Source organism: Pseudoalteromonas sp. D15MCD-2 (assembly GCF_038562745.1).
Lineage (GTDB): Bacteria > Pseudomonadota > Gammaproteobacteria > Enterobacterales > Alteromonadaceae > Pseudoalteromonas.
This window is the reverse complement of sequence record NZ_JBCFQE010000001.1, coordinates 1,382,681-1,402,746: the sequence shown is the minus strand read 5'-3', so window position 1 is coordinate 1,402,746 and position 20,066 is coordinate 1,382,681. Positions and strand designations below refer to the sequence as shown.

Sequence of the window (20,066 nt, the reverse complement as noted above, 5' to 3'; positions counted from 1 at the left end):
ACTATCTGAGCAATTCACAACTAATCGCAAGTATAGCGGCGCTGATTATAAGTAATTACTCAACAATTCCTCATCTGCTGTAAATGTTTTTGCACTGATAGCCATTTTTAAAATAATAAAACTCACCAAACAAGCCGTTTTAATCCTTGTTCCCCTCTTGATAATTCGCTTTTCTAGCGCTACTCTAAAAGAGGTGGTCTGACCTCTATTAAGGAATAATCAATGACTCTCATATTTTTACTTGGTTTACTCGTGCTGCTTAGTATCGCGAGTTACCACAGAGCAAGCTGGAATACCTGCTTAGGTATTGCCGTTGCGACTTTACTTGTTGGCACATTTGCTGGCGCGTTTGGCGCAATTAGTTGGCTACTATTCTTACTTATCGCTGTGCCACTTTCTGTGACTGGCGTTCGTCAACAATACATCATTAAACCTATCTTCGCTGCTTTCAAAAAAGTAACCCCGACTATGTCGGATACTGAAAAATCAGCAATCGATGCCGGTACTACGTGGTGGGAAGCGGATCTGTTTTGTGGTCGTCCTGACTGGAACAAATTGCACCAATACCCAGCACCTAAACTGACTATCGAAGAGCAAGCATTTATTGATGGTCCTGTTGAAGAAGTGTGTAGCATGCTAGATGACTGGCACGCAACTCACGAACTAACTGATTTACCGCAAGATGTTTGGCAATATCTAAAAGATAATAAATTCTTTGCCATGATCATCAAAAAAGAATTCGGCGGTTTAGAGTTTTCTGCTTATGCACAATCATGTGTACTGCAAAAGTTAACCAGTAAATCAACGTTACTTTCTTCTATCGTAGGTGTACCTAACTCATTAGGTCCGGGCGAATTACTTCAGCACTATGGTACTAAAGAGCAAAAAGATCATTACTTACCACGTTTAGCAAGTGGTCAAGAGATCCCATGTTTTGCTTTAACATCACCAGAAGCTGGTTCTGACGCAAGTGCAATTCCTGATTACGGTGTTGTTTGTAAAGGTCAATGGAACGGCGAAGAAGTTGTTGGTATTAGCCTAACATGGAACAAGCGTTACATTACTCTTGCTCCTGTTGCGACTGTACTTGGTCTTGCATTTAAACTACAAGATCCTGACGGTTTACTAGGTGATGACAAAGAACCTGGTATTACCTGTGCGCTGATCCCTACAGATACTCCAGGGGTCGAAATTGGCCGTCGTCACTTCCCGCTAAACGTACCATTCCAAAATGGTCCTACTCGCGGTAAAGACATCTTCGTACCACTTGATTACATCATTGGTGGCCCGAAAATGGCAGGTCAAGGCTGGCGTATGCTTGTTGAATGTTTATCTGTTGGTCGTGCAATTACATTGCCGTCTAACTCTACAGGTGGCATTAAAACAATTGCGCTTGCAACAGGCTCTTACAGCCGTATTCGTCGTCAATTCCGTTTACCAATTGGTCAAATGGAAGGTGTTGAAGAATCAATGGCAAAACTTGCAGGTTACGCATATAGCTCTGATGCTGCTGTTAGCATGTCTACAGGGGCTGTTGACCTTGGTGAAAAACCATCGGTTGTCTCTGCGATTATCAAATACCACTTAACTGAGCAAATGCGTGAAGCGACTATTCACGGCATGGATGTTCATGGTGGTAAAGGCATCATGCTTGGTCCAAACAACTACTTAGGTCGCGGTTACCAAGGTGCGCCAATTGCAATTACCGTTGAAGGTGCAAATATCTTAACGCGTAACATGATCATTTATGGTCAAGGTGCAATTCGTTGTCATCCATTCGTGTTAACTGAGCTAGGTGCTTGTACTATTGAAGACCGTGAAGAAGCGCTAGCAGTATTCGATAAAGCATTAATGGGTCACGTTGGCTTTACTATTTCGAACCTTGTTCGTACTAAGTGGTTAGCATTAACAAATGCTCGCTTCACAAGTACACCGTACAAAGACGAAACAGCTGAGTTTTATCGTGTTGCGTCACGTTTCAGTGCATCATTAGCATTAATGTCAGATATCAGCATGGCAGTATTTGGTGGTTCATTAAAACGTAAAGAGCGTATTTCTGCACGTTTAGGTGACTTACTAAGCTACTTATACCTTGTATCTGCAACACTTAAACGTTACAACGACGAAGGCCGTAAAAAAGAAGATTTTGCGCTTGTTCAATGGAGCTGCCAAGATCACCTTTACCACTGCCAACGTGCACTCGCTGACTTAATTAATAACATGCCATCTGCACCACTACGTGCGATGCTAAAAATCATGTTATTCCCATTCGGTCGTCCAGTTCGTAAGCCTACTGATAAGCTTGAGCACAAACTTGCACACTTATTACAAGTACCAAGCGAAACTCGTAACCGTTTGGCTAACTACATTTACCTTAAAAACGAGCCACTTAACCTTGTTGGCCGTCAAGAGCAAACGCTTAAAGACATTCTTGAAGTTGAGCCTCTGTTTGACAAGGTATGCCGTGAAAAGGCGTAAAACTGCCTTTCTTCCAGCTTGATAAAGTAGCGCAAATGGGCCTAGAAGCAGGCATTTTAAGCCAAGCTGAAGCCGACAAACTAGCTGCTGTTGAAAAAGCCCGTCTTGACGTTATTAACGTTGACGACTTTGACCCAGCAGACTTAGTTGCAGGTAATGTTGCCCGCGGCGAGAGCGATAAAAAAGCAGACGCCGCTTAAGCTAGCAAAACAATTCCAATTGTTATGAAAAACCAAACCAGCGCAAATTGCGCTGGTTTTTTTTGTTTATAAACCCTCTAGCACACTCATGTCCCTATTTATTTACATGATTTGTAACAAATATCGAACGGGTAAAACTTGCGTTTAGATTATGAACAGGCAACACTTGATAACGAAAAATTAACAAGGAATAATTACAATGAAACCGAGTTTTCAACTAGCTGCCGTTGCATGCGCGCTTAGCCTTGCGCTTGCAGGATGTTCTCAATCAACCCCATCAACAAGTAGCACCAAAAGCGTGCAACAAAGCCAAACTGTTAAACAGTACGACGCTGAAACCTTTTTTGATACAACCTCAATTATGGGCAGCAGCTTTTCACCGAAAGGCGACAAAATACTCGTTAGCAGTGACGAAAGCGGCATTTATAGCCTGTATGAAGTAGATATAAAAACCGCCCAAAAAACCCGCTTAACAGACTTTGAAGACAGTACCTATGCTGTGGCTTATTTTCCTAAAGATGAGCGCGTACTATTTACTAAAGACTCTGGTGGTAACGAGCGTTATCACATCTACGTTCGCGAAACAGATGGCACAGTTAAAGATCTTACGCCAGGTGAAGAAACCCGTGCAGGATTTGCAGGCTTCACAGAAGACGGTAAACACTTTTTTATAACCAGCAATCAGCGTGATGCTAAGTTTATGGACCTATATCGTGTTGATGCTAACAGCTATAAAGTAACGCCTGTTTACCAAAATACTATGGGGCTAGATGTCGGCGCAATCAGCCCTGACGGCCGCTTTATTGCTTTATCGAAAAACAATTCGAACAAAGACAGCGATGTTTTTATTCTCGATACGCGTAAGAAAACACTGAAACCAGAACTCATTACCCGTCATGACGACGACGCAAAATATGGCCCTGAAACCTTCTCAAGAGACAGTAAATCATTATATTACTCAACCGATGCCAAAGGTGAATTTGCAGAAGTGTGGCGCTATGACTTAACGACCGGCGAGCACAGCCCTGCCCTCAAAGATGAGTGGGATGTGAGCTTCATTTACTTCTCTAAATCTGGCCGTTATCAAGTAAGCGGTGTTAATGCTGACGCAAGCACTAAAGTGTCGATAATTGATACCACCACAGGTAAAGCTATTGCCATGCCATCGCTGCCAGCTGGTAACTTACGTGGTGTGAACTTTTCAGCTGATGAAAAGACCATGGCGTTTTATTTAAATTCAGATACCTCGCCAAGTAACCTATTTGTGTGGCAACTCGGTGAATCAAAAGCTAAACAATTAACCAACACATTAAGTGATGCCATTGATCAAAATGACTTGGTTGAAAGCACAATTGTGCGCTTTAAAAGCTTTGATGGTTTAGAGATCCCTGGGGTTTTATATAAGCCTAAGCAAGCTAATAGTAACAACAAAGTACCAGCTTTAGTTTGGGTGCACGGCGGTCCTGGCGGCCAAAGTCGCACAGGATATAGTGCAATGCAGCAGCATCTAGTCAATCATGGTTATGCCATTTTTGCAGTAAATAACCGTGGCAGCTCAGGCTATGGTAAAACCTTCTTCCATTTAGATGATAAAAAACACGGCACTGACGATTTACAAGATATTGTTTACGGTAAAAAACACCTGCAAAGCCTAGATTGGGTTGATGCTGATAAAATTGGCATCATGGGGGGCAGCTATGGTGGCTTTATGACCGCCGCAGCACTTGCCTTTGAACCAGAAGAGTTCAAAGTAGGCATTAATATATTTGGTGTAACAAACTGGGTTAGAACCTTAAACTCAATTCCACCATGGTGGGAAAGCTTTAAAAAGGCACTGTATGATGAAATGGGCGACCCAGCGACAGACGGTGAACGTCACCGTGCCATTTCGCCACTATTTCATGCTAAAAACATCACCAAGCCATTAATGGTGATCCAAGGTGCTAACGACCCACGCGTTTTACAAGTTGAAAGCGATGAACTTGTTGCCGCTGTAAAGGCAAATGGCGTGCCTGTTGAATATGTATTATTCGATGATGAAGGCCATGGTTTTACTAAAAAAGAAAACCGCATAAAAGCCTCAAATGCATACCTTGAGTTCTTAAATACCTACTTAGATAAATAGCAAAATTGCAAAGATAAAGAGCCGGTATTATGCCGGCTTTTTTATGCAAAACACCTGTATAGAATCAAAATTTAACAGTTTATACAGTACTGTATAAAATACTGTATGGATTTAATGGTAAATTTTTCACCTTTTCCAACCTTCAAAATAAAACCATAAGCAACTGTTTAATAACAATTAAATAATATTAACTAAAATAAAACTGAATAATTGGTTAAAAAATAGCAAAAAAGTACTTGCGCAAAAACACTGTATAAACTACTGTATACACATACTGTATAAACAACCAGTGAGTGAAAGTTATGTTACAGCCAATTACCTTAAGAACAGTTAAAAGCTACCAACAAGATAACGACAAAGCGTCTGTTAATTTAATTCAAATTGAAGACGAAATATCAGCAACCTTTGAGCTATTAAAAGTATTGCATCATTACAATAGCCAAAATGCATGGACACTATTAATTGCTCCTGATCATGTTCCTAGTAAAGCCTTACTAGATTCGTGTTCGATTGATACCAGCAAACTTCTTGTGATCAGACAAAAACATTTAGTTAATCTTGAGTATGTTCTTAGTTCAGCATTACATAACGGTAATTTTGCTGCTGTGATCACATGGACAGATATTGTTAACAATCATCAACTTGATTCGATGAACTTAAACCTTGAGCAGGCATCTGCTAAGTTTTATTGTTTTACAAAAAGCGCTCAATTAAACAATTTAGTACCGCAGCCACAATAGGCTTGTTAAAATAACAATTTATAGTTTTAGGTAAGTTGTTATGACATCACTCACACACTCCCTTTGTCCTTGTGGCAGCGAATCGACTTACGAGCTTTGCTGCCAACCTTTTCATACAGGTGCAAGCCAAGCTGATACGCCAGAGCAACTTATGCGTTCTCGTTTTAGTGCATACGCGCTGAAAGATGCGAAATATGTATTCAGTACCTATGCACAAAGCCAGCAAGCCGCTAACCCTGTTCGCGAAATTAAAGATTTTGCTAATAGCTGCCGTTTTACCAAGCTAAGTGTTTTAGATACTGAACATAATGATCAAGAAGGTTTTGTCGAATTTAAAGCTAATTACTTTTACCAAAACTTGTATTGTGAGTTACACGAAAAGTCGCGTTTTATTAAAGAAGATGGCCTATGGCGTTACTTAGATGGTGATATAACGCCAGTTGCAGATATTAAAATTGGCCGTAACGACGAGTGCCCTTGTGGGAGCGGCAAAAAATATAAAAAGTGTCACGCTCTTTAATTACCATTAACCTGGTAAATCCAGTCTAAGGCTTGGGTAATCGTTGTTGGGAATGCAGTTGCATGGCGTGCCTGAGGGATAACAAATAAATTTGTTGTAACCAGCGCGCCGCTATGTTTATTAATTTTAGCTGCTAATTGCCTTGCGCCCGCCACCATTTTTTCACCTTCGCTTTCTTCAAGTTCTCCCACTGCGATGTAAACTTTTGTTGTGTTGGCAGCTGGTTTTACAGCCATAGCTAATATTGAGTTTTCTTTAAACCACACTGAAGGACTGCCGATAATATAATTTGAAAAAAGCGAAGGCTCAGTGAATAAGGTATAAGCCGCAAATAAACCGCCAAGTGAGTTACCGACTAACGTACTTTTTTGGGTTGTTCTGAAGTCGGCCTCAATATAAGGCAATACAGTATGTTTTAGGTAGTTTAGATACTGACTTGCTCCGCCAGTTTTACGCTGCCAATTTTTATCTTCAAATGGCGTATAGTCATAAATACGGCTATCAAGCCCTGATACACCTTTTTGATATCCTACTGCAACGATAATTACCTCTTCTATAGTCCCCGAATTCATCATAAAGCGACTAGCACCAGAGGTAATTGGCAAACTGTAGTTTGCATCTAACAGGTAAACAACTGGGTAGCGCTTCTGGTTTTGCTTTTGGTAGCTGCGTGGCAATTTAATCGTAATGGGGTATTCGTTTTCGGTATGTTTATCTTTAAGTAACACAGTATTAGTATGTGGCAAAGTAAACGGCTCAGCATAGCTTACGGAGGTCACGCCCAAAACACTGATCACCAAAACGAGCAATATATAAGGCATAGTTAATCCTTTAACCACTTCTTAATTGGTAACAGCCACTCATCTTTTGGTTTATAAAATGCGCCATGGGAGAGCCCTGTATTAATGCTTAATTCTTCGAACTTGGTTACGTCACTTCTATCAATTAAAAATTGGCAAGAGCCAACCTGATCTGAGCGCTCAAAGATAGAATACACCTTGCCATAAGCCTTAACTGATGTGTGATTTTTTATAAGGCCTGCACAACCTGCCAATATAATTAAGTTAATATGTGTACGCTTAAGTTCATTGGCTGCTAGGATCGACAATGCCCCGCCCCGTGAAAAACCAACCAAACTAATGTTCGACTCAGCAACACCGGCACTGATCAATGCTTCAACATCTACAGCGAGCTTTTTCGCAAACGTAAATGGCTCAGTGCCCTCTGGCCTGTGATAGGCAATTAAATGATAGCTCTCATCTGCCAGTGCTTCTTTTACTGCAATAAAGTCATAAACACCAAAGGTTTTGTGAACAGGCTTAGGGTTTGTCCCTTCAACGATAAAACCATGTGAATAAAAAACATAGTGACCATGCGGGTCAATCTCTGTTGGAAACTGGCTGTAGATAGTGCCAGCGCAAACAGGCAAAACCCAGCATGCACAGAGTAAAAGTACGGTACGTATCACAAGCATCCCTTTAAAAATCACGTTACACCTAATAGAAGATAATAACACCTTAAAAAATAATATCTTAGCAAAAAACTAAACCCTACTCTCAGTAATTTTAATTAAAAATCAAATTACTAATCGCAAGCTGTATCACGATTTAAACTTCAAGTTTCAACTTGAGGTAAATTCATGGAATTTCATAGTTAAACTACAAAAAACCACATGACAACGCTGTCAATTATTTATCAAAAGGCGTATTGTAAAAAAGCAGTTAAAATAACTGCAGGTTTTAGACGTCTAGACGTTGAAAAAATAAATTCTAAGGCGTAGTATGTTCGTAATCTGAGTTAGGCTCACATTTTCCATGAGATTTTTTAAAGATGATTGATATAAAGCACCTAAAAACCATAGCGACCCTTAAAGAAACAGGCTCTTTGGTCAATACCGCCCGTGAGTTGTTTTTAACTCAATCGGCTTTATCGCATCAAATTAAAGATCTCGAGAATAAGTTAGATTGCCAGCTGTTCGAACGTAAAACACAGCCTGTGCGTTTTACTCCGCAAGGTATGCTACTTCTGGAGCTTGCTAATGAAGTATTACCTCGTGTTGAGGCAACAAAATGTCGGTTAAAAGAAAGCCTTAACCAGCCAATTTCAAATTTACGTTTAAGCGTTGAGTGTCATGCCTGCTTTCATTGGTTGCTCCCAACCATCAAAGAATTTAATAATTTTTGGCCTGATATTAAAATTGATTACGAGCGCGGCTTTAGTTACGACGCCATTCCAGATTTAATTAATGATGAATTAGATCTAGTGCTGACTTCTGATATTCGTGAACCAGATCAACTTGAGTATGCTCACCTGTTTGATTTTAAATTAAAACTAATCGTTGCACCGGATCATGAGTTGGCTAAAAAAGCCTATGTCACCGCCCTTGATTTAAAGAACGAAACAATTATTTCGTACCCTATTCCCCGTGAGCGCCAAGACATCTTTAAACATTTTATTCAAAATGCACGCTTTGATGGCACGCTTAAAACGGTTGACCAAGGCTTATTGATATTTCAATTAGTGAGTGCAGGTATGGGGGTTGCAGCATTACCAGACTGGCTAGTCACCCCTTATGAAAGCCAAGGGCTCATTAAGTCTATTCCGTTAGGTGCACTAGGCCTTACTCGCCCTATGTATTTAGCGATGAAAAAGAATATGAAAGATAACCCAGTTTATCGCCACTTTTTAAATACATGTAAGCAAAATAACGGTCGCTAAAGCTAGGCAAAATAACTAACATAGCTGCATCTGTTACAAACAATAGTGTTGATACATGTTTGAAATTAAAAAGATCATTGGCTCATTATTAATGCCCCTGCCTTTGCTCGGGCTTCTTACTTTAGTGATGGTATTTTTAGCCATTGCACATAAACGCAAAGCACTCTATTTTGGCTTTGTTAGTATTTTAACTTTAATGCTGATAAGCACGCCATTTATTGGTCAATCACTGATAGCTGCAAGCAATAACCCAGCTTGGCAATTTAAACAAGCGAAACACCCTAAACTCGATAACATTGTGGTACTTGGCTGCTCAATAATGCCCAACTCGCGCCTTCAAGCAAACCACCAGTTAGGCGATTGCGCGCTTGCTCGATTACTTGAAGGTGTTAAGCTTGCCCATCACTATCCAAATGCCACCCTTTATGTATCAGGAGGCGGCTTTGCTAATACCACCAATAGCCAGCTCATGTTTGAGACAGCAAAAGCGTTAGGTATTTCTGCAACGAGAATTAAACAAAACCCCCTCGCTATGGACACCGCAGAAGAGGCGAAACGACTTGCCATTTATTTAGTCGATAAAAAAACTGCCTTAGTCACCTCAGCGAGCCACATGCCGCGAGCGAAAGACTTATTTAATGCACAAGGCATTGATGTGATCCCAGCGGCAACCGACTTTCAAGATTTTAGTCAGTATCCAACGTACAAACAGTTTATACCTAACATTGCAGTACTTGTTGCAGTGACCAGAGTAGCGCATGAGAAAATTGGCAGTGCATGGGTGAGTGTGCGCCGCTGGATTGATCCAGAGGCGCTGTAGAACATCAGACTGGATTGTCGATATCGATAAACGTTACATCAAAACCATGCTGCTGAGCTAAAAGCTCGCCTAAGGCTTTAATGCCATAACGCTCAGTCGCATGGTGCCCTGCTGCAAAAAAGTCGATACTTTGCTCGCGTGAACTATGAATCGTTTGCTCAGAGGCTTCACCTGTAAGATAAGCATCAATACCTTGAGCTGCCGCTAAATCAATATACCCTTGTCCGCCACCTGTGCACCAAGCGATGGTTTCGATTTTCTCTTTTCTTACCAAACTAGTTAATGGTGCACGGTCAAGTACTTGGGTTATTTTGGCGGTAAATTCTTCACCACTTAAAGGTGTTTTTAAACGGCCTTTTACCGGCACACTATTTGGGCCAGATTCAAGCCCACCTGTGAACTCAATATCGAGTAACTTAGCCAGTTGCGCGTTATTACCAATTTCAGGGTGTATATCTAGCGGTAAATGATAGCCATATAAGTTAATATCATTATTTAAAAGCGCTGCAATACGGCGCTTTTTCATGCCCGTGATTGGCTGCGATTCCCCTTTCCAGAAATAACCATGGTGTACCAAAATAGTATCTGCATTTTCTGCAATAGCGGCATCAATCAATGCTTGGCTAGCGGTGACACCCGTCACTATCTTTTTTACTTCGCTCGCACCTTCAACTTGTAAGCCATTTGGGCAAAAGTCAGCGATAGAATCAGGTTTAAGAATGTCGTTTAATAATTGAGTAAATTGTTTGCGTTGCATATAAAAATCGTCCTTCAACCCTCTATTTTGTGCAAATTTTGGCGTTTATGAGTGAAAAATGGAAGGAAAATCGCAAAAAATTGAAAAGTAAGCTGAAAATAGGTATAAATATATATTCTTAATCTGTGTTTACAACGTATAGGGTCTCTGATGAGCAAACTAGACAAAACAGAAGTGTTAAATGCCTTCGAAGCAGCATACGAAGCAGCGAATGGTAAGAAACCTGAAATCACAACAAAACCTGGTTGGTATAGCATCGACGGTGGCAAAAATATGCGCCTTGCTGATGTTGCAGCGCTGACTGAAGAGCTCACTTCTGGTAAAACAGCTGAGCCTAAAGCAGAAGAAGCACCTAAAGCACCAGCGAAAAAAACCAAAACTAAAACCGCTGCACCGGCTAAAACAGCTAAGAAAGCATCGTTCACTGTTGTTACAGCAAACGATGACGGTTACAAAGCTGAAGAGCTTTGGATTGTTAACCTAGCTGAAAAAGACCACGATTGTCGTTTACCGCGTGGTGTTGTGTAATCAAATTACACTTAGCAATTTTAAAAACCGCTACTCGTTAGCGGTTTTTTTATGGCTGTTCATTTGGCTAGTTATAATCCATTGGCTAACATGGCCAAACAACACTATAAATACGGTTCCAATCAATACAGGCATCACTAAAAAGTCCCAGCTTTGCATAGATTGCATTATCAAAATTGGGTTTGCGCCTGCCGCTGGATGTACGGTATCTGTCAACATCATAAGACTTATTGCCAACCCTGTAGCTATAGCAATTTCAACAGGCCCTACACCGACATAATTTACAAAAACAACGCCGATTAGTGCAGTTAAAAAGTGCCCACCGATAACATTCTTCGCTTTAGCTAAAGGACTGTGTGGCACACCAAATACCAGCACCGCAGTTGCTCCAAATGGAGCCATCAACCACACACCATAACTTCCTAATTGCTGTAAATAGGCCAACACAAAAATTGCCATACAAGCAAATATACCCGCAATGGCCGCCTTGATTACTTTATTCTCCATAAAACCTCCAACAGGTAGACCGATTTGTCTACCAGCAAATGGTAGACAAGTCGGTCTACTTCTGTCAAGCTATCTTTAGTCACCTAATGAGACCTTATTATGGATAAACGAACACATATTATTATGACCGCCCTGTCACTTTTTTATCAAAAAGGCATTCATAGTGTGGGAATAAACGAAATTATTAGTGTGGCGGGTGTCGCCAAAAAAACCATGTACCATCATTTCGCAAGTAAAGATGAGTTATTATTAGCGTGCCTCAGTGAGCGACATAACAGATTTTTAAATTGGTTAACGCATGCCACCAGCAAGCTAACCACTATTGAAGAATTTAAAGTCGCTTTGATCAGCTGCCATGAAGCTTGGTTTAATTCTGAAGTGACTGAATTAGGAGATTTCAATGGCTGTTTATTTATTAACACTGCCGCTGAGTTTGCTGATCCGGCCAGCCCAATTAACCAAGCCTGCAAAGAGCATAAAATGGCAGTACAGCAGTTAATTAAACAGCGTTTATCAGCGTGTAATAACATGGAAAGTTCGCAGCTAGACTCGCACAGCCACTATTTGATGACGCTTGTAGAGGGCATGATCTGCCAAGCAAAACTAGTAGGAATTAAACAGTTTCCTCATTTAAAACAATAAATTAACAATAAAAAAGCGGCACAATGGCCGCTTTCAGTTTAGATTTTTGCTATGTTAGATTTTTTCAAAATATAACTTTTCGCGTTTTTTCTCACCCACTTCGTTCATGGTTGCAGCATCAAATAAACGACCATTGATCATGGTGTAATCGATTTTATCTGTATCACGAATGTTAGTTAGCGGGTTCCCGTCAATAACAATTAAATCGGCAAGTTTACCCGGCTCAAGAGAACCGATGTTGTTATCAAGGCCAATGTATTTAGCAGGATCTAAGGTTGCTGCACGAATAGCTTCAAGTGGTGTCATACCACCTTGCGCAAACATCCAAATTTCCCAATGTGCCGCTAAACCTTCACGTTGACCGTGAGCACCAAGGTTTACTAAAACACCTAAGTCTTGCAGCTCTTTAGCAACACGGGCGTTGTTAAAGTGGTTATAGTGATGATCGGGCGCCTTAACACGACGCATTGAGCGAGGTAAAAGCTGATTCTTTGGTACAAACTTACTTAAGCGTGGGTGATTCCACACATCCGTCTTGTCGTACCAATAATTTTCACCCCAAATACCACCGTAAGCTACACCCAGTGTCGGCGTATAACCCACATCGCTTTGAGACCAAAGCTGGCGAATATCATCGTAAATATTGGCAACAGGAATTGAGTGTTCAATACCCGTATGACCATCAACTACCATAGTTAAGTTGTGCTGCAGTAATGAACCGCCTTCTGGCACAACCATCATTTCAAGTTCACGACCTGCTTCAATAACTTGTTGGCGCTGTTCACGACGAGGTTGGTTATATGATTTAACACTAAACGCACCTACTTTCTTTAAACGCTCAAGATGGAATTTAGCATCTTCTAACGAGTCAATATGCGATGTATAACCTGGCATATTTGCACCATATAAAATGGTACCCGTTGAGAAAATACGAGGGCCGACAATCATGCCTGCTTTTTGCATTTCGCTTGCAGCAAAAATCTCTGTGGTGTCGTTTGATGGATCGTGAATCGTTGTCACACCTAACGCTAAGCCAGCTAAGTTCTTCCAGTTTTGCTGTGGAATGATCTCATCGCTACCTTGTGAGCCGTGCGCATGCGCATCAACAATACCCGGCATAATTGTCTTGCCAGTTACATCAATTACTTCTGCGCCTTTAGGAATAGCAACACTGTCTTTACTACCAACCGCTTTAATATGCTTACCATCAGTAACAATAACGCCGTTTTCAATGACCTGCTCACCGTTCATGGTGATAATACGCGCACCAGTTAACGCAAAGATTGATTTAGGCTCCGCCATGGTTTTTGTAAAACCGATGTTATCGCCGCTTTTAACTTTAAAGTCAGTCTCTGCATTTTGGTTAATATCAAATAAACCCGCTAAGCTTGCATGATATAACTCTGGGCCTAAGCTCCAATAAAGTTTATCGCTTGTGCCACTCCAGCTGATGTTTTCACCCGCGCGAACAGAAAGCTGCTCAATTGGGAATTGGCTATCTTTCGGGCCAATATTAATGGTTTTGCCACGCTCAACAAATGGCGTAACAAATACTTTAAAACGCTCTGCAAACGCTAAGTATTGGCCATCTGGTGATACTCTAAACTCTGTAGCATGTTCTGATTCGTAAAGTTTACGAACTTGCTTTGATTCAAGCTCAACAACACTTAATGTTGGTTTCGGCCAAGTGCTCATCACATAAATACGGTCATTCGCTGCACCAAATTGTGGCTGATATCCTGATTTAGTGATTAGCGTCGCTTTACCACCTTTAGCACTTACTGAGTAAATGCCAGGCTCTAATGACCATGTTGGGTTAAGGATACTGCCGCCAGACGCTTTACGGTAAACAACTGTTTTGCCATCAGGGCTGAAAGTTGGCTCTACATATTTACCCGGCTCTTTAGTAATGGTATCGCCACGGCCACTGCGCGCAGATACAACACGTACTGAGCCCTGTTCGTTATCATCCCATGTGGTGTAAACAACCTTCTTACCATCACGAGAGAACTGCGGGAATAATTCAAAGTGGTCGTCTTGCTTAGTCAGGCGCTTTACTTTGCCAGACTCTAAATCACGTTTATAAATATGACCTAGCGCTTCAAAAATAGCCGTTTCACCATCCGGTGAAATTTGTACATTGCGCAGCATTTTCACATCAAAATTATCGCTATCGATGTTTTGTGTAAAACGCACCGCTTTTTGAATTTGCTTATTGGTCTCAACTTTAAATGGAATAGTCGAGACAGACTTATCATCTACATCTAGCTTATGAATGGTACCACCCGCCCAAAAGACCAGCTGTTCATTATCTGGTGTCCAAGCAATTGTTGGGTATACGCCATGAATTGCCCATGTCTCTTGCATATCACGCTCAAGCTCGCCATACAGCTTGGTATGCTCACCGGTGTGAAGATCATATAAGTACAAGCTTGTTTGGAAATCATCGCGCTTGATATACGCAAGCTTTTTACCATCTGGTGAAGGTGTTGGTCGAATAGCCCCACCCATACCATCTATAATTGTTTCAATTTCGCCGGTTTCACGGTCATAGCGTTTAATTTTATAAATACCCGCTACAGAATCTTTAGAGTAATGGAATGTTTTACCCGGCGTTGCATCATGAGAGAAATAAACATAACGACCATCTGGTGAGAACATTGGCTCGCCTAAGTCTTTTTGGTCGTTTTCGCGTGCGGTTAGCTGTACACCTTTACCACCCGCTTTGTGGTAGAGCCATACTTCACCAGCCCCTAAAGAGCGGCTTGCAGTAAAGTGCTTACGCGCAACTAAGTAGTCACCATCTGGGCTCCAAGCTGGGCTGTTTAACAAACGAAATGTTTCGTTCGTTACGGCTTTTTGGTTTTCACCGTTTAAATCCATAACCCAAATGTTATCGCCACCTCCTTGGTCTGAAGTAAACGCAATGTGCTTACCATCAGGGCTAAAGCGTGGTTGCATTTGCCATGCAATATCACTGGTTAATTGAGTTGCAGTGCCACCTGACATTGGCATGGTATAAATATCGCCGAGTAGGTCAAACACCACTGTTTTACCATCAGGGCTAATATCTACGTTCATCCACGTGCCCTGCTCAACACTAATTTTAGCGTCTAGGAATTGGCCTTTTGGTGCGTCCACCTGCCATTTGTCGTCATTTGATTGCTCAGCTGCCGCCACTTGCCCAGTTAGAGCAAGTGAAATAGATACAGCGAGCGCTGTATGAAGCATTTTCTTCATTGAAATCTCACTTTTTATTGTTTTGCTTATATGCACACTTTTAAGATTGCACCAAATAGCATAGCAAGATTCCAGTGATTCGTGTTAAACAGACGTAAATAGTCGACTAATGCCACGCAATCGGATCAAACTGATAAAAGCCAACCAGTAAATGATAAATTTCTGGGTCAAACTGTCTTAGCTCAGCGGGTTTTTCTAAGAAGGTTTCGGTGATAACAGCAAAAAACTCTGCCTCATTGGTCGCGCCATAGCTATGAATAACATGAGGCATGCCATAAGCTAAATGGGTTTTGAGTTGATTAAACGCGCGGCTAAATACTTTTGCCCACTTTTGGTAATCTTCGTTACTCGAAAGCAGTGGTGTACCCGTGGTTTTACCGGTTTCTTGGTCGAGCTGATGGGCAAATTCATGAAATACCAAATTATGACCATCACTTGGTAAGCGGTTCCCCTCAAGGACATCATGCCAACTCAATACCAAGGTTCCACCAGGCCATGATTCACCTTGACGCACGGTATTGTGATAACTCACAAGCCCAGCATTATCACGAGAAGTTTGCGGGGCATAATACGCGCTTGGGTATAAAAGGATCTCTTTTACATTACGATACAATGGCCACGGTTTATTAAGCACTAAAACACAGGCATCTGCCGCTACAATCAGCTTCATTGCATCATTAAGCTTAAGACCATCACAACCAATAAAGCGTTTTTCATTTAAAAACCAAACGATGTGACGCTCCAGCTTTTCACGATCGGCATCCGTCATCTTTCGGTAGATAGGCATATATTTTAACAGCAGATTTTTTTGCTGAACATTGAGGGAGTTATTAAGGTATTTTTTCTGCCAAAAGTGATTACGGATATCGTCCCAGCGCCAGTAACACACAACAAAAATTATTAAAAAAAGTATCAAAACCAGGTTCAGCATTACTATCGCCTAAAAAACAATCTTGATACTTTAATGTGTGCAAACAAAAAAAGATCAATTGTTTACACACATTTTTATTTGAAAAGCTGATTAATCGAGCGTAATACAGCCTTGATTATAAATAAAAATTTGGTTTCGACCGTTATTCTTCGCATTGTATAAAGCGTTATCGGCATGTGATAGCAAGCGGTCATAATCAGCAACTTGCGCGTTATCTGCTACACCAAAACTTACCGTGACAGAAAGACTATCTGCTAATTCTGAGAAATCGTAACCCGCTATCTCTAAACGGATAATTTCACACAATCTTGCGGCTTCTTCAGCATTTTTGTATGGGAACAACAGGGTAAATTCTTCGCCACCCCAACGCGCCGCATAGCCTTCATCAGGGAAATTCATACGCAGTAAACGAGCAATTTCACAAATCACTTTATCACCAATTAAGTGCGAGAAATTGTCATTAATCAGTTTGAAGTGATCAATATCCATAATGGCAATACTGAGCGTTTTATTATCACGTTGGAACTGACTAAAGTTTTCAGACAGCCACATATCGAAAGCACGTCTATTCGGTAATTGCGTTAATTGGTCATGATTCGCTAAATGAGCAAAGGCATCGGCTTGCGTTTGCAAATCATGCATTTGCTGTTCAACTTTTTCCGTTAACTCAATTTCAATGCGCTTGTAATGATATAAGCGGTATTTATAAATGGCATAAGCAGCAAAAAGCACAGCAACTAAGACAAATAACTTAAAGCTGGTTTTTTGCCAAAAATAAGGGGCAATTTTAAAACGCAGAACTTGCTCATTATTTTGCCAGTCACTATTTGGGTAACCTGCACGCACTTTAAAGGTATATTTACCTGGTGGTAAATTGGTGTACTCGGTAATGGCCAAGCGCCCCCTGTCTACCCATTGTTGATTGTAACCACTTAGTTGAGTTTGGTAATTTAACCGCCCAGGCATGATAAAACTTAGCCCAGCGTAGTTAAACGAAACACGAGAAACACCAGCAGGTAAGCTCAAAACCTCATTACCAACAGGTAAAGTCATGGGTTTGCCATCGACTTCAAAGCTTTCAATAACCGTCGATAATCGTCGTTTACTGGCTTCTTTTAAGCGCTCTGGTGTCGCAATAGCGACGCCTTTGGCTGTTGCAACCCATACTTGACCATCTGAATGAAGTACAGCAGCAGGGTTTGAACCGCCATTCGCTTGCGCGCTTAGCATGCCATCGCCTTCATCATAAAGCTGCATCGAAACGCTCATTGGTTGAACTTTTTCAGGGTTATCTAAAAGTGCAACTAGCTGAGCTTTGTTCACTTGAATAACACCGCGGTTACTGGTCAGCCACAATGAATCACCTTGCTCTATGACTTGGAATAGCTTATCGACCGGTAAACCTTGGTCTCGACCAAACAAACTCATTTTATCTGTACTGAGATTGTAACGAACGAGACCTCTATCGGTCGCAAGCCACATTTTATCGCCATCTAAGTAAAAGCCGAATGCATATTCAGTGCTGAACTGCTTTGGAAACTCGAGTGTTTTAAACTGCTTTGTCGCTGGGTCATAAATGGACACACCCACTCCCGTGCCGACCCATAACCTGCCATGGTCATCCTCAACAAGGGCCATAATAAAATCACCAATTAAGCCATCTTCGGTGGTGAATAATTCGGTTTGCCCAGCAGGGTCTATTTTGGTTAAACCACCGGCGGTGCCAATCCATAAGTTATCTGCTTTATCGAACAACACAGCACGAACTTCGTTACTGTTCAGGCCATTATTGCGGTTTTTTACTGGGTAAATTTGCCCATTAACCACTTTCATTAAACCGGCAGTGTAAGTACCTAACCAAACACCACCTTGCTTATCCTCGGTTAAACTTAAAACGGATAGTGGGTCTTTTTCATAGGCTTGAGTAAGGGTTGTAAGCTTGCCATTTTCAATGCGGTTTAAGCCATTACTGCTACCCACCCATAAGCTGCCATCAGAATGCGATAACACGGTACGTACATAGTCGGATGCAAGCCCACGACTTTCACTCCAATTAGTAAATGGTGCTTCACGCAAGCGGAATAACCCGGCATTAGTGCCAACCCAAATACTTTTTTCGCGGTCTTGCAGTAAAGATAAAATACGGTTGTTGGGTAAGCCATCATCTGCCGCTAAGTTTTCAAGGCCTAAACTACTGAGTCTGAACACCCCTTTATTGATGGTACCAAACCACAAATCGCCCTGCGCATCTTCGAGTAAGCTGGCAATTGATTCGTTGTTAAGGACAGGATTAATAGCAACAAACTTATCGTTTTGCTTTTGCCATGCGCCTTTTTCAGTGCCGACAATTAAAGTGCCCGAATGAGTAAGTAATAAGGTAAACACAGAGGCATTAGGGAGCCCAGAGTCTTCACTGACCTTACTAACTTGCTTATTCTTTATTTGATAAAGACCATCACTGGTGGCAGCCCAAATCACGCCTGTTTTGTCTTGTAAAAGACGATAGGCGCTTAGCTTATCAAGCAGTTTTTGCTCAGTGGCAGTTTCAGAGGCTCGATACACAATGCCTTGTCCTTCAAGTGCCAGCCATAGCTCACCTTGTTCAGTAACGAGTGCATGGTTAACCATGGCTGATGAACTAGGTAATGCTCGCCACCCCCCTTGTGAACGAAGCGCAATACCGCCACGAGCACCCACGATATATAAATCACCATTCTCCATCGGGATCAGGCTACGTAAGCCAGAATCAGGTAAGCCAGGAATTTCTGTTCGAGTAAAAAGTTTAAACTCACGACCATTAAAACGGGCAAGCCCTTCCCAAGTCGCTATCCAAATGTAACCATCTTTGGTTTGCGTTACGCCATTAATGCTATTGTGAGGAAGGCCGGCGCGAGTGCTCCAAGTCTCTGTAAAATAATCACTTAAAGAGAGGCGTGCAGAATCAGCAAAAACGCTGAAACTCAATAAAAGAAAAATACAACTAACTACCCGCACCATAAAACTAAAACCCTGATATTTATTATCGTTCTATTCAGTGATGTAGCTCTGTGAAGCCAAAGTCATCCCTAACTTCAGATAATACTACATTAGTTGCAATTTTTACTCACTTTAATGACATTTAGCAACAATCAATTACAAAAATTCGTAATTTTTTCTTGCAGTATTTTCACAAATCGTGCCACATGCAAGCCATCCATCAAAGCATGATGCACATCGATTGAAAGCGGCATCTTGCCAGTTTGTGAATCATATTGACCAAACACAAACTTAGGAATACCAAGACCATGCCCCTCACTTACAGCATGCGAGAAGCCGCTAAAGTTTAACCATGGAAGTACTGAGATATGAATAAGGTCAGGCTGCCCTTCTGTTGCAGCAAATGCATCAGAGAAAAATGGTTTTGCTTTACTTGTTTTACCCACAGCAATAGCGTGTTTTGAAAAGTCTGCCATCGACGCTTGTTTTTCAAAATAACTAAAGCGAAATGTTTCATCTTCTGCAAGCTCGACCACACTTCCTCTTACCGATGACAGTTGTACCGGCAACGAATCAATAATACGTTGGCGCATTGGTGCATAGTCATGACATGCTTCAAGTGTTAGGTAAACATAGCTGTGAAAGAAGGAATACGGTTCTGCTTTGCACTTGTTGTAAAGAGCCGCCATGTCGAGTGAAACACATACATTAAAATATGGCAGAGAAAATTCTTTGAAAAAAGCGAAATGCTGTTTGCGAGGCCAAGTAGCTAGATCGATAGGTGTGATTTCACAAGATGGAGTTTTCATTAGGTGCCCTCGAGATTTAAAAGCCGAGTTTACCTAGCCTGCGTGACTTCGTCACCTTGATGCGATAAATAACAG

The 20,066-nt window shown here is 41.4% G+C and carries 15 protein-coding genes and 1 pseudogene; 8 read left to right on the top strand and 8 right to left on the bottom strand.

Going from position 1 to position 20,066, the window contains the following annotated elements:
* The first annotated feature begins 222 nt into the window (after positions 1 to 222).
* The 4 genes and pseudogenes from fadE (at position 223) to AADY36_RS06285 (ending at position 6,063) form a co-directional block, all read left to right on the top strand.
* Positions 223 to 2,678 (top strand): annotated as a pseudogene (fadE, locus tag AADY36_RS06300) (acyl-CoA dehydrogenase FadE).
* Positions 2,679 to 2,877: 199 nt separating this feature from the next.
* On the top strand, positions 2,878 to 4,803 hold the full coding sequence (locus AADY36_RS06295) for a S9 family peptidase (RefSeq protein WP_342408675.1): 1,926 nt from the start codon (positions 2,878 to 2,880) through the stop codon (positions 4,801 to 4,803).
* A 302-nt stretch (positions 4,804 to 5,105) separates the two neighbouring features.
* Entirely contained in the window at positions 5,106 to 5,543 is a 438-nt protein-coding gene (locus tag AADY36_RS06290; RefSeq protein ID WP_054551944.1) for a SulA-like leucine-rich domain-containing protein, read from the top strand.
* Positions 5,544 to 5,583: 40 nt separating this feature from the next.
* Positions 5,584 to 6,063 (top strand): YchJ family protein, encoded by a 480-nt coding sequence (locus AADY36_RS06285; protein WP_055196855.1) that lies wholly within the window; start codon positions 5,584 to 5,586, stop codon positions 6,061 to 6,063.
* Here the strand turns inward: AADY36_RS06285 and AADY36_RS06280 are convergent.
* Together AADY36_RS06280 and AADY36_RS06275 are read right to left on the bottom strand one after the other, a co-directional pair.
* Positions 6,060 to 6,884, bottom strand: a complete 825-nt coding sequence (locus tag AADY36_RS06280; protein ID WP_342408674.1) for an alpha/beta hydrolase — start codon at positions 6,882 to 6,884, stop codon at positions 6,060 to 6,062. The two genes, AADY36_RS06285 and AADY36_RS06280, sit on opposite strands and share 4 nt — an antisense overlap.
* Positions 6,885 to 6,886: 2 nt before the next feature.
* On the bottom strand, positions 6,887 to 7,531 hold the full coding sequence (locus AADY36_RS06275) for an alpha/beta hydrolase (protein ID WP_239964791.1): 645 nt from the start codon (positions 7,529 to 7,531) through the stop codon (positions 6,887 to 6,889).
* 362 nt (positions 7,532 to 7,893) lie between these two features.
* Here AADY36_RS06275 and AADY36_RS06270 point away from each other — a divergent pair, with 362 nt between their 5' ends.
* Together AADY36_RS06270 and AADY36_RS06265 are read left to right on the top strand one after the other, a co-directional pair.
* Positions 7,894 to 8,781 (top strand): LysR substrate-binding domain-containing protein, encoded by an 888-nt coding sequence (locus AADY36_RS06270; protein WP_054551603.1) that lies wholly within the window; start codon positions 7,894 to 7,896, stop codon positions 8,779 to 8,781.
* Positions 8,782 to 8,836: 55 nt separating this feature from the next.
* Positions 8,837 to 9,601, top strand: a complete 765-nt coding sequence (locus AADY36_RS06265) for a YdcF family protein (RefSeq protein ID WP_287200096.1) — start codon at positions 8,837 to 8,839, stop codon at positions 9,599 to 9,601.
* A gap of 4 nt (positions 9,602 to 9,605) precedes the next feature.
* Here AADY36_RS06265 and AADY36_RS06260 read toward each other — a convergent pair whose 3' ends face one another.
* Positions 9,606 to 10,358 (bottom strand): Nif3-like dinuclear metal center hexameric protein, encoded by a 753-nt coding sequence (locus tag AADY36_RS06260; protein ID WP_055196862.1) that lies wholly within the window; start codon positions 10,356 to 10,358, stop codon positions 9,606 to 9,608.
* Positions 10,359 to 10,508: 150 nt separating this feature from the next.
* On the opposite strand from AADY36_RS06260, the gene AADY36_RS06255 reads away from it, so the two are divergent.
* Positions 10,509 to 10,886 carry a hypothetical protein gene (locus AADY36_RS06255; RefSeq protein WP_054561783.1) on the top strand — a complete coding sequence of 126 codons (378 nt, stop codon included), beginning with the start codon at positions 10,509 to 10,511 and terminating at the stop codon, positions 10,884 to 10,886.
* Between the two features lie 30 nt (positions 10,887 to 10,916).
* Here AADY36_RS06255 and AADY36_RS06250 read toward each other — a convergent pair whose 3' ends face one another.
* Positions 10,917 to 11,393, bottom strand: a complete 477-nt coding sequence (locus AADY36_RS06250) for an HPP family protein (protein WP_342408673.1) — start codon at positions 11,391 to 11,393, stop codon at positions 10,917 to 10,919.
* A 99-nt stretch (positions 11,394 to 11,492) separates the two neighbouring features.
* Here AADY36_RS06250 and AADY36_RS06245 point away from each other — a divergent pair, with 99 nt between their 5' ends.
* Complete coding sequence (locus AADY36_RS06245) at positions 11,493 to 12,035, top strand: TetR/AcrR family transcriptional regulator (RefSeq protein WP_342408672.1); 543 nt, start codon at positions 11,493 to 11,495, stop codon at positions 12,033 to 12,035.
* A 54-nt stretch (positions 12,036 to 12,089) separates the two neighbouring features.
* On the opposite strand, the gene AADY36_RS06240 is transcribed toward AADY36_RS06245, so the two are convergent.
* From AADY36_RS06240 to AADY36_RS06225, 4 genes are all read right to left on the bottom strand, one after another.
* A complete protein-coding gene (locus AADY36_RS06240; RefSeq protein ID WP_342408671.1) occupies positions 12,090 to 15,275 on the bottom strand; it encodes an amidohydrolase family protein in 3,186 nt (1,061 codons plus the stop codon).
* A gap of 106 nt (positions 15,276 to 15,381) precedes the next feature.
* Entirely contained in the window at positions 15,382 to 16,206 is an 825-nt protein-coding gene (locus tag AADY36_RS06235; RefSeq protein WP_054551610.1) for a M90 family metallopeptidase, read from the bottom strand.
* Between the two features lie 90 nt (positions 16,207 to 16,296).
* The gene (locus tag AADY36_RS06230) at positions 16,297 to 19,170 is read right to left on the bottom strand and encodes a two-component regulator propeller domain-containing protein (protein WP_342408670.1); all 2,874 of its coding nucleotides are present in this window, start codon (positions 19,168 to 19,170) and stop codon (positions 16,297 to 16,299) included.
* A 164-nt stretch (positions 19,171 to 19,334) separates the two neighbouring features.
* Positions 19,335 to 19,991 carry a CatA-like O-acetyltransferase gene (locus AADY36_RS06225; RefSeq protein WP_054561788.1) on the bottom strand — a complete coding sequence of 219 codons (657 nt, stop codon included), beginning with the start codon at positions 19,989 to 19,991 and terminating at the stop codon, positions 19,335 to 19,337.
* Positions 19,992 to 20,066 lie beyond the last annotated feature (75 nt).

Coding starts and splice junctions, on each gene's coding strand:
- AADY36_RS06295 (WP_342408675.1), top strand. CDS start 2,878: ATGAAACCGAGTTTTCAACTAGCTGCCGTTGCATGCGCGCTTAGCCTT.
- AADY36_RS06290 (WP_054551944.1), top strand. CDS start 5,106: ATGTTACAGCCAATTACCTTAAGAACAGTTAAAAGCTACCAACAAGAT.
- AADY36_RS06285 (WP_055196855.1), top strand. CDS start 5,584: ATGACATCACTCACACACTCCCTTTGTCCTTGTGGCAGCGAATCGACT.
- AADY36_RS06280 (WP_342408674.1), bottom strand. CDS start 6,884: ATGCCTTATATATTGCTCGTTTTGGTGATCAGTGTTTTGGGCGTGACC.
- AADY36_RS06270 (WP_054551603.1), top strand. CDS start 7,894: ATGATTGATATAAAGCACCTAAAAACCATAGCGACCCTTAAAGAAACA.
- AADY36_RS06265 (WP_287200096.1), top strand. CDS start 8,837: ATGTTTGAAATTAAAAAGATCATTGGCTCATTATTAATGCCCCTGCCT.
- AADY36_RS06260 (WP_055196862.1), bottom strand. CDS start 10,358: ATGCAACGCAAACAATTTACTCAATTATTAAACGACATTCTTAAACCT.
- AADY36_RS06255 (WP_054561783.1), top strand. CDS start 10,509: ATGAGCAAACTAGACAAAACAGAAGTGTTAAATGCCTTCGAAGCAGCA.
- AADY36_RS06250 (WP_342408673.1), bottom strand. CDS start 11,393: ATGGAGAATAAAGTAATCAAGGCGGCCATTGCGGGTATATTTGCTTGT.
- AADY36_RS06245 (WP_342408672.1), top strand. CDS start 11,493: ATGGATAAACGAACACATATTATTATGACCGCCCTGTCACTTTTTTAT.
- AADY36_RS06240 (WP_342408671.1), bottom strand. CDS start 15,275: ATGAAGAAAATGCTTCATACAGCGCTCGCTGTATCTATTTCACTTGCT.
- AADY36_RS06235 (WP_054551610.1), bottom strand. CDS start 16,206: ATGCTGAACCTGGTTTTGATACTTTTTTTAATAATTTTTGTTGTGTGT.
- AADY36_RS06225 (WP_054561788.1), bottom strand. CDS start 19,991: ATGAAAACTCCATCTTGTGAAATCACACCTATCGATCTAGCTACTTGG.